Below are 10879 nucleotides of genomic sequence, written 5' to 3' on the forward strand. Positions count from 1 at the left end.
AATATATGTTAAAAACTAAAAGTTGAGGCCACAAATGTAAAAAATAAATGAAATGTTTAATATTCGGGGAGATTTTCATCCAATGCTTTTATAAAGGCTATGATGTCATTTATTTCATTTTTTGTAAGATTAAGTAAATCAGTAGGTAAGGTTTGATTTTCTAATTCAATACCTATTCCTGAACCACCACCACGGTTATAAAAGTCAATAACTTCTTCTAAAGTATTATATACCCCGTTATGCATATAAGGAGCAGTTTTATTGCTATTTCTAACTGTTGATGTTTTAAAAAAATGTTTACGCTCTTGAGTTTTATATACATAATATCTGCCTAGATCCTTACTAATAGTTGCATTGATGGTGTCATTACGTTCTGGTACACCAATTAGTTCTAGTTCAGATTCCTTATAATCTGGGGGTACAGTGCCATTAAATACCGGTGCAAAATGACAAGTAGCGCATTTTGCTTTTCCATTAAAAAGATTATATCCATTGATTTCACTTTGCGTTAGCGTATTTTCCAAATTATTGATGTTACGATCAAATTTAGAATTAAAAGGTACTAAACTTCTGATATAACTAGCTATTGCATTTCTAATATAAATATCACTGACTTTCTTATCAGGGTATAATTCAGAAAAATCTTTAAAATATCCTGAATCTTGTTTTATAGCAATTTCCAAAGCTTCGAGATTAGTATGAAACTCGTTTTCATTTTCTACAACAGCAATAATCTGACCTTCTAGGCTTCCAGCTCTTTTGTCATAGAAAAAAGCTTTTTGTAATGCCGCATAAAATAGGGTAGGAGAGTTGCGTGTAACTCCAGAAGCTATTTTTTTACCATCGGTAAATGCTTTTTCAGCAAGGTGACAACTAGAACAACTTATGGTTTTATTTGAAGATAGGTTTTTGTCATAAAATAGTTTCTCTCCAAAAGCTATTTTCTTTGGAGTAGTTTTTCCTAAATTATGATCAGAAAAATAATCAATATTGAATGTGTTAGAAGAGAAAAGTGAAGTCACATCATTTTTTATAGCCAATTCAAAAGGAAATTTAACCTTCCAATCTTTTACAGTTTGATTCCAAAGTTCTAATTGATGATGTGTATGATTTTTGATGAAATGATATCTATCAAAGCTATTAAAATCTCCAGATAGATCTTCTATCGTTAATTGTATTTCCTGATTCCATTTTTTGAATAAGACAGGGTTTTTGAATTCGGTTTTAAAAATAGCTAGATAACCAAGAAGGCTTTTATATACAATTTTGGATTCCTCCAAAGAATTTTCTAATACAGGAGAATCAAAGCCAGTGATTCCGGTTAATGCTATTCTTACAAATGCTTTTCTGAATAACCAAAGGAAATGATATGTGTTTAGGTGATCAAAACTTATATTTTTCCTAATTAATTGTAGTCGGTGAGAAACCAAATTAATATGTTTTAAGACTACCTCAGTATCCATTTCATCCGCAAATATCTCTTCTTCTAATACTTGATAGCCACTAGGTTCTTTTATCTTAATGTCAGTATAATCTTCCTCTACAATTTTGAGAATATTGGGTTGATTTAGAAAGCTATAATTCTCTGAATCTAAAGCAGAAAGTATTGGCTCTATTTTTTTGAAATATTTTCTGGAAGCTAGAAAGTGTTTGTTTAAGCTTTTGATATCATTTTTACTACTATCTAGATAGGCTATTGCTTTATTTACATCCTTTGTAAATTGAATTTGTAATTTATGATTAAAAGGTATTTCTTTTATTTCCTTTTGAGTCTCTGAACAGGAAGAAATAATGACAAAGAGGCTTATGATAACATAAACCTCTTTGTTAACTATATATTGAATTGAATTAAGTATTCTCATATTAGATATTATCTTCCTAATCCTTTTATAACAAACATCATACTTCCTTCTTTTCTGCTACCAGCTATATCAGGATTAGCATTAGGATCTGTAAAAGGAGTTCCGTCAGCTTTTTCCCATTTGTGATTTTGAGTAATCATAATAAAGGTTTCATCTACCCCAATGATATCAGAGATGTCTATCATCCCTGTAATCTCCCAGGTACTGGTAGTATTTCCATATCCGGCAGCAGCTGCAGCAATTTGATCACATTCTAATACAGCTTTTAAAGTTCCAGTGTTTAAGTCGTATTGATACAGTCTTGCATAATGATCAGCTGTAGGTTTAAAATCTTGGATTCCATTAGGATCTTCCTGAATGTAAGCATAGTTTTCTGTTACTAAAATGTTATCAGGACTATGGAATGCTTCAGCTTTTCCACCTATTTTATCTCCGTCAAGTACACAAATGATTTTACCGGCACCGGTTGGATCATTTTCGTTTAGAACTACTTTATAAACTCTTCCGGAACGTGTTCCTTTTCCTATTAAATCTGGTTTATCTCTACCGGTAACCGCTAGATAAACTTCTCTGTTATTTGCGGCAGAACCTCTTCTCCAGTCAATATCTTCTAGTCTGGAGAATCCCATTACCCCTTTTGTCTTAGCTTCTGCATCTAATAAATCAATAGCTTTTTCAGTAAGTTCTACAAACTCCATATCGTATTCTTTACCTTCTTCCATATCCATTTCATAGGTAATTCCGGCACTCGTTACTTTAAGACCATATAATTTTCCACCTTCTACATCACCATGGTTACCTACGTACATTCCTAATTGTCCCGAAGGAATTTCATTGTTACTATTGTCATCTCCTATAAAAACTACTGTTTTATTAGGATATGCATCTTTACCAATAGCCACAGCATTTTCTGTAGACCATTGTCCCATGGCAGTTAACATTCGTGGAGTAGAAGCTATAGAAGCATCTCTATATGGATCTGTTGCAAAAACTCCTTTGGAGTTACCACCCCATTCTCCACCAGAAAGATATAATGGTCCGAAACCGTGCTCTTCTTGAGTAATCATTGATCCAGAACATTGGGCAGTATTTGCCGTAGCGGTTGCATTAAGGATATGTTCTCCTTTAACAGGTTTGAAAGTTTCATCTAATGTAATCCTGGCGATAGCATAATCAGCTTCGATATTATTTATTAGCGTGTAGGTACCATCTTCGTTTTTTAATAATCCGGCCCCATCAGCCATAGATCCATAAGTGAAATCCGGGATATAAGTATCTTCAGAAGATAGGTAGTTATAAATTTCTATGTCAGTAAATCCAGACATCTTTTTAAGAAATACTGGGGTTATAGAGTGACTCTTTAAATCGATTATATCTCCAATTGGAGGATTAATTATAGTGTTATCGTCATCTTTACATGAAGTAACGACAAGTGTAAATAATAATGTGATTAAGCCTAAGTAATTTTTCATGATTGCGTTAATTTTTTGTTTATACAAAATTAGCGCAAGGCTCAGTTGAACAACTTTATGTGGGTGTTTTATTGTTATTATTAAAATATCATCTAAATGTTTTGAATGTAAAGTAAATATTATGGTTTAGGATAAATCTAAATTTATGATTATTCAAAAAGGTAAGAGTGAAAGCCGTATATGTTGTTAAAATAAAAAAAAATAAAATTAAGGGTAACAAAATATAATTCGTGACATAAACATATATAGATTAGAATATAATCATCCCAAAAAGAAAAGATTATCTAATGTAATACGATTTAATGCTTTTGAACTTTTTGGGTAGAATTATTGATTTATCTATAGGGAAATTATCTAAAAATTAGAATAAATAATAAAATAATAAAAAAGTAAGGTTTTTGCGTAATATGTTAATTATTTTAACATATATTTGCAGCCCCAAAATAAAACTAACCACTTTGAAAAAGAAATATATTACCTGGCTATTGGTAATTAATGGACTATTGGCAATAGCACTCACCGTACTACTTTCAATTTATTTATCGAGTATCTCAAAATCTGATATTGTTTATGTAGACAATGTTGAGCTGTTTAATGGTTTTAACATGGCTAAAGATTTAGGAAAGATCAATAATGAAAAGATAACTAAACAAAAGAAGAAGTTAGATAGTTTGTATTCTATCTATTCAATTTTTAAAGAACAAAAAAACACGGAAAAAACTCAGGAATTGGAAAATCAACTTCGATCTGAAGATCAGGAGTTGAGAAAAATGAATGAGTATTTTTCTAAAGATCTTAGTCAGAAAGTCTGGAATAGACTAAATCAATATATAAAGGAATATGGAGAAACTAATCAATATAAAATTGTTTTAGGAACTCAAGGCAATGGCAATGTAATGTATGCCATTGATAAAATTAACATTACTGTGGACGTTTTGGAATACGCCAACAATAAATACGAGGGAAATTAACTAAGCAATAATTTATAGAAAGAATTTACTATTCATTTTTATCGGATTTCTTTTGTTACCTCCTTGTTAATTAGGACAAGTAGAGGTACCTCAAAATATGCTTTAATAGCCATTCTATATTAAGGAATCCAAAATCAAGCTTATAAATTTCCCAATTAAATTATAACACACATTAAGTGATATGATCAATACAATACGAAAAAGTAAAGTAAGTAAGGTAATTGCATGTTATTTGGCAACACAAATGATTGTTCAGATGATGCAACCCACACAGTTATGGGCATTAACTAGTGGTCCATCACAGCCGGAATTTAATTCATTTACACCAATTGGTACATCGGATATGGTGAATTTGTCTTCTGGTAATTTCAACTACAATATTCCAATAATGGATGTTGGGGGATATCCATTGAATCTAGCCTATGATTCCGGAGTAACTATGGATCAGGAAGCTTCATGGGTAGGATTAGGTTGGAACCTTAATGTTGGTCAAATCAATAGACAAGTTCGTGGTATCCCCGATGATTTTAAGGGGGATGAGATGACTTATGAAAGTAATATGAAGCCCAATGTTACTGTAGGTGTATCGGCTAAAGTAGATTATCAGATTTTTGGTTTTGAAGAGGTAGATGGTGTAAATGTATTAGATGATAACGGAGTAGGAATTACAGCATCAATTGGAGTAAATCTTAAATACAATAATTATACGGGAATATCCTTTACACCATCTTATGGTATTTCATTTGATTTAGCAAATATTGTTAGTGTAGGTGTGGATGTGGAAACTTCAGCTACTGAGGGCGTTACCGTATCTCCAAGTGTTGGGGCAAGTGCTACATTGGGAAGTACAAAAAATGCGGCGATCACGGGAGGACTTAACGCAGGGATATCTTATAATTCTAATCAGGGATTATCTTCCTTTAACTTGTCAGGATCTTTAGGATTAACAGGTGTTAAAGATCAAGAACATGAGAAGTATGATAAGGTCAAAAATATTCAAAGTAGGACAGCACAATTTGGATCTGGATCAGGTTCAATTTCCTTTAACAACGTATCATTAACTCCGCGTAAAAGAACCGCTTTTATAAATAATAATGGTACAGTAGCAGTATCATTGGGAGGTGATATTTTTGGAGCTGATATTGAGGGGGAAGTATCTGCAATGGGATCTGTTCAAAAAGTTAAAGATCCTATAAAAAAGGAAAAGGCGTATGGATACGAGTTTACGGGATTTGCATCTCCAGAAAACATTAAGGATTATAACAGAGAGAAAGATCAGATAATAAGTAAAACTACATTGGCTTTACCGGTTTCTAATTATACTTATGATTTATATTCGGTTCAGGGTCAAGGAGCTGGTGGTATGTTCAGACCTTTTCGAAGTCAAGTAGGTCAGATTAACGATGACCTGGTAGAAGATGAAAGTTCTAGCTTGAGTCTTGGAGTTGAGATAGAACCGGGAACCGGGTATCATTTTGGAGCTAATTTTACAAGTGCACCGTCGGTGAGTAGAACAGGTCTTTGGGACACAAAAGCGCTGAAAAACTTTAAGCAAGAGAGAGAAGATAGAAAAGAATCTGATGAAAAATTAGATTATGAACCAGTGTATTTTAAATATATCGGAGAACCTAGAGTGGATAAAGATCAAGAGTTATTCGAGGATTTAGGAGGATATTCTCCGATCGCTTTAAAAATTGGAGGTAGCAAAAAAAGTTTCAATAAATACGCTGATAGCCGTTTTCGTATTAAAGAATATAACACTAACAATACTCCAAAATATAGAACTTTACCTGGATTTAGTGGCAAATTTAAGAGAGGTAGGGATATACGAAATCAAAACGTACAAAAGATAAGTGCAGGAGAACTTGTAAGCTTCTATGCAGATAAAGAATATGCTAAATCACGCACCAATAAGAGTGCAAAACCACATCATACTGCGGAGGTAAGAGTCCTTAATTCTGATGGTTCTACATATGTGTTTGGAGAAACGGCATATAATAATGTAAAGAAAGAAGTTACATTTACTACGGATAGTAATGCTTACAATTGTGCACAGGGAGTTGTAACCTATCAACCAGGTGAGAATTCCACAGGAAATAGAAGTGGAATTGACAACTTCTACGACGCCACAATAACTCCGGCATATGCACATACCTATTTGCTTTCTTCGGTGCTATCTTCTGATTATGAAGATGTTAAAGGGGATGGGCCTACAGATGATGACTTAGGAGCTTATACTAATTTCATATACAAGCCCATAGAAGAAGATTATAAATGGAGAATACCATATGCACGTAATACGGCTTCATATAACGCAGGTTTGAATACTGATAAAGCTGATCAAAAAGGGAGTTATCTATATGGTGAAAAAGAGATTAAGTATATAGATAAGATTGTCACTAAGACTCACGTAGCATTATTCGATCTTTCTCCACGTAAAGACGCTAGAGGAGTTGTGGGTGATAATGGTGGCGCTCCATCATCAGGACAACAAATGTATAAGATTGATAAGGTAAGGTTATATTCTAAACCCGAAGCAATTAAAGCAAAAATATTAGATGATGATAAGGACAATGATTTGCCTATCAGTGCTATAAAAACTGCTCATTTCGAATATGATTACTCCCAGTGTAAAAATGTAGAAAACAATCTCGATGCGATTTCTGAGGATAACCAAGGAGGTAAGCTAACTTTAAAGAAAGTGTATTTTACCTATAGAGATTCTAAAATGGGGAAATATACTCCGTATACCTTTAATTATGAAGGGTTTAATCCTGATTACAATCTGAAATCTTATGATGTATGGGGCGGATATAAGCCTATTGTAAAAAATGCATTGCAATACGATGCAAATGGAAATGTAGTATATGTTAAAAACAAAGCTGGTGTTGATGTACCTCAGTTAAATACTGATTTTGAGGGAGGTAATAACGGGTTTTGTAATACATCTGATCCAATTACAGCTCCAGAATTTGCCTTTGTTGGGCAAGAAGATAGAAAACTACAGGACGCATTTGCTTCTGCCTGGTCTTTAACCTCAATTGATTTACCATCTGGAGGTAAAATTGATTTGACTTATGAAAGTGATGACTATCAGTTCGTTCAGGATAGAGATACTATGCAAATGTTTAAAGTTGTTGGTGCTGGAGAGAATAATAGTTCATCTGATCCAGAAGGTAATCAAAAGTTATATAAATCAGGCTTCTTTAATGTATTTGACGGAGATGCAGATTATTTATATATCAAACTGCCTGAAGAATCTCTGATTAGTAATGCCGTCTTTGAGCAAAAGTATTTAAAAGGAATTAAAGATAAACCGGTGTATTTCAGGTTCCTTATGAATATGACCAAATCTGGAGCTGTTAGCGAAAACAGTAGTAATTACGACTATGTTACGGGTTATTTTGAAATATCAAAGAACAAAAGTGCAAATGTTTTCGAGGTTCAGAACAAAGGAATATATGCTGCTATTCCGATGAAGATGACTGATATGGAAGGTGGTGTTGCCGGAACAAAACAGGTAAACCCTATTTCCAAAGCAGGTTGGTATTTTGGGCGTAGATATCTAAATGGATTAGTGTATGGCTTAAATACCGATTATAGGTCAGAAAATATAGAGAGTATTGCTAAAAAAGTACTGAGTAGTTTTCAAGCCAATAAAGATATTCTTACCGGACCCAATGGAAAACTAAGAAGCAATCAATTTTTGTGTGCACAACGATTTATCCCAGAGAAATCCTGGATTAGATTGTCTACACCTAAAAATTATAAGTTAGGAGGAGGAGCCAGAATTAAGAAATTGGTGATGAAAGACCAATGGAATAAAATGGTAGATCAAACAATTCCTGATAATAACAAAAAATATAATAAGGAATATGGTCAGACCTATGACTATAATTTAGAAGATGGTTCTACAAGTGGAGTAGCAACTTATGAACCCAATATGAGTAAGGAAAACCCATTTGTAGAACCATTCTATAATAACTCAGATCGATTAGTGGCTCCGCGAGAAGTAAACTATGTAGAAAAACCATTTGGTGAATCGTTCTTTCCTTCTGCTTCTGTAACTTATAGTAGAGTCACAGTTAGTAATTTGGCTAGAGAAGGTATTACAAAACACGCTACCGGAAAAGTTGTTACAGAATACTTTACTTCAAAGGATTATCCTACTAAAGTTGATTATACTGATCTAGATAGTCCGGATAATTATGCCACCGATCAAAATCAATTTTTAGAAAATCTTCTCAAAGGACTTTTTGGAGGAGAGATTAAATCCAGAAATGAATATGCTCTTTCTCAAGGATTTATGGTTCATACTAATGATATGAATGGTAAGATGAGATTCCAGAAGATATATGCTGAAGGTCAAGATAAACCTTTGTCTTCTGTCGAATATAAATATAGTACAAAACAAAATGACCCAACGGTACTTGATAATAAGTTACCTGTAATTACTAAAGGAGGCGAAGTATTATATGATCGTCAACTAGGTGTAGATTATGATGTAGTTACAGATTTTAGAGAAAGTTATTCTAAATCAAAAACTGAAGGTATTAAAGCGAATGTTGTAGCCTTGGTTTTTGGGGTTGTGGTAGTTCCAATTCCAACAATTGTACCTTCTAGAACAGAAATGGAGAATGTTGCTTTTTCAACAATAACTACCAAAGTAGTGCACACTACTGCTATAATGAAGGAGAAAATTGCCATAGATTTAGGTTCTAAAGTATCTACTATTAATGAAGCTTGGGACGCAGAAACTGGTCAAGTATTGTTAACTCGAACCATAAATGAGTTTGATGATGAGTACTATAACTTTAATTTCCCAGCGTATTGGTCTTATGAAAATATGGGTCAAGCATCCAGAAACATAGGAATTACAGGGACTTTGAAACGATCTGGAGATTTCTTCACGATTAACGATGCTAAAAAATACTTTACGTTTGGAGATGAAATTATTGCTACATATGGTAGAGCAAACGTAAGTAAACGCTTATGGATCGTTGGATTTAATGGCTCCGATAATGGAGTTATGTTGATGGAAAGTAATGGTAGTGTAATCAATAAATCCCAGGGATCAGAAATTACTGATGATATTAGGTTTAAGATTGTAAGATCAGGACACCGAAATCAACAGATGGCCAATATGGGGTCTATTACAATGATGAAGAACCCTATCCAAGATCTAAATGGTACCTATTTAGATAAAATTGACACCAATACATTCACTTTAAATTCAAATAGATCTGCTGCAGATAACTTAAGAATTGTTAATGCAAGTGCAGTAGAATATAATGATTTCTGGAATTGTCAATGTGAAAGTGAACTTCCATTTGCACCGGAGTCTCTTAATGGTGATAGCCTGGAAGATATTTCTCAAGGTGATTATCCTTTTGAGAATCCGTTTAATCCTTATGTGTATAATGCAAAAGGAGAATGGAGAGCTAAAAGATCTTATGCATATTTAACAGAACGAAACAATGTGAATGAAGGTAGTACTTCTAAAGTAAATACCCGTAGAGAAGGATATTTCAAAGAATTTACACCTTACTACGCTTTATTAGAAAATGGTAGCTGGGAAAAATCTGGCTCGGCTAATGATGCCTGGACATTTGCGAGTGAGGTTACTCAGTATAGCCCATTTGGAGCAGAGTTAGAGAATAAAGATGCTCTTGATAGATACTCTGCTGCACAATATGGATATAATTATACACTTCCTACCGCAGTAAGTTCTAACAGTAGATATCGTGATATGGGAATGGATGGTTTTGAGGATTATGCATTTAAAAATGCCGATAGCGCTCATTTTAACTTTAAATGGTCTGTTGATAAAGATGGTCTTGAAGGAGTAAGAGTATCAGAAAATGTATCTCATAGTGGAAGAACAAGTTTATTAATTCCAGCTAATGAAAGTGCAGAGTTAGAACGTAATCTTATTGGAGAGTTACCTAAGGATAATGACTATGATAATGATAATATATTAGATGTTAATGATTTATGTCCTCATACGCCAAGTACCAATGCAGATTATGATAATGATGGTATAGGAGATGAATGTGATGATGATGCGGTACCACAAATTTTTGGAAGATATACCACTAATGAAGTTTTATATGTAAACGGCCGAAAAGAATGTAATGGTAAAAGTGCAGAATTTACAATACATGGTAATCCTAACGATCCTATAGAATACGCCATAATATTTCACAGGTCTAATTATAGACAGATGACATTTTATATAAATGATGAAAAACTTTTTACTCAAGATGATGTCAGACATAGATTAGGGGAACGATTCATATTTGAAGATGTATTGGATATCAGAGGTCAGAAATATATTGATTTAGATTTTGATGTTGTACGTGGAGGAAGTGGGGATCCACCGAATACCTGGGAGGTAGAATTTATGATCTTAAATAAGAGTAATGGAAAACCGGTAAGAGGAACATCTGTTCACTTAACAGGAATTGGTAATAGGATCAAAGTATGTGGACTGCCTGAATGGGATGACCTGGATAAAATCAAGCATTAATTGAGATCAGATACAAAGTCCAAGATTATTAGATTAAAAACTAAG

Annotated in this window: 4 protein-coding genes; 2 read left to right on the forward strand and 2 right to left on the reverse strand. The window is 33.4% G+C overall.

Annotated elements, in window-relative coordinates; all coding sequences use genetic code 11:
* Positions 1–56: 56 nt before the first annotated feature.
* Positions 57–1862 carry a cytochrome c peroxidase gene (locus tag J8M14_RS03415; RefSeq protein WP_211073091.1) on the reverse strand — a complete coding sequence of 602 codons (1806 nt, stop codon included), beginning with the start codon at positions 1860–1862 and terminating at the stop codon, positions 57–59.
* An 8-nt stretch (positions 1863–1870) separates the two neighbouring features.
* Positions 1871–3334: an alkaline phosphatase PhoX gene (locus J8M14_RS03420; RefSeq protein ID WP_211073093.1), complete on the reverse strand. Its 1464-nt coding sequence runs from the start codon at positions 3332–3334 to the stop codon at positions 1871–1873.
* A gap of 458 nt (positions 3335–3792) precedes the next feature.
* Here J8M14_RS03420 and J8M14_RS03425 point away from each other — a divergent pair, with 458 nt between their 5' ends.
* Both J8M14_RS03425 and J8M14_RS03430 read left to right on the forward strand, forming a co-directional pair.
* Positions 3793–4305, forward strand: coding sequence for an OmpH family outer membrane protein (locus J8M14_RS03425; RefSeq protein ID WP_211073095.1), 513 nt, complete (start codon positions 3793–3795; stop codon positions 4303–4305).
* A gap of 181 nt (positions 4306–4486) precedes the next feature.
* Positions 4487–10834, forward strand: coding sequence for a hypothetical protein (locus J8M14_RS03430; RefSeq protein WP_211073097.1), 6348 nt, complete (start codon positions 4487–4489; stop codon positions 10832–10834).
* Positions 10835–10879 lie beyond the last annotated feature (45 nt).

Origin of the sequence: Aquimarina sp. MMG016 (assembly GCF_018100805.1) — a bacterium.
Lineage (GTDB): Bacteria > Bacteroidota > Bacteroidia > Flavobacteriales > Flavobacteriaceae > Aquimarina.

Bases quoted from the DNA above. Each gene is read 5' to 3' on its own strand.
- J8M14_RS03415 (WP_211073091.1), bottom strand. From the start codon at position 1,862: ATGAGAATACTTAATTCAATTCAATATATAGTTAACAAAGAGGTTTAT.
- J8M14_RS03420 (WP_211073093.1), bottom strand. From the start codon at position 3,334: ATGAAAAATTACTTAGGCTTAATCACATTATTATTTACACTTGTCGTT.
- J8M14_RS03430 (WP_211073097.1), top strand. From the start codon at position 4,487: ATGATCAATACAATACGAAAAAGTAAAGTAAGTAAGGTAATTGCATGT.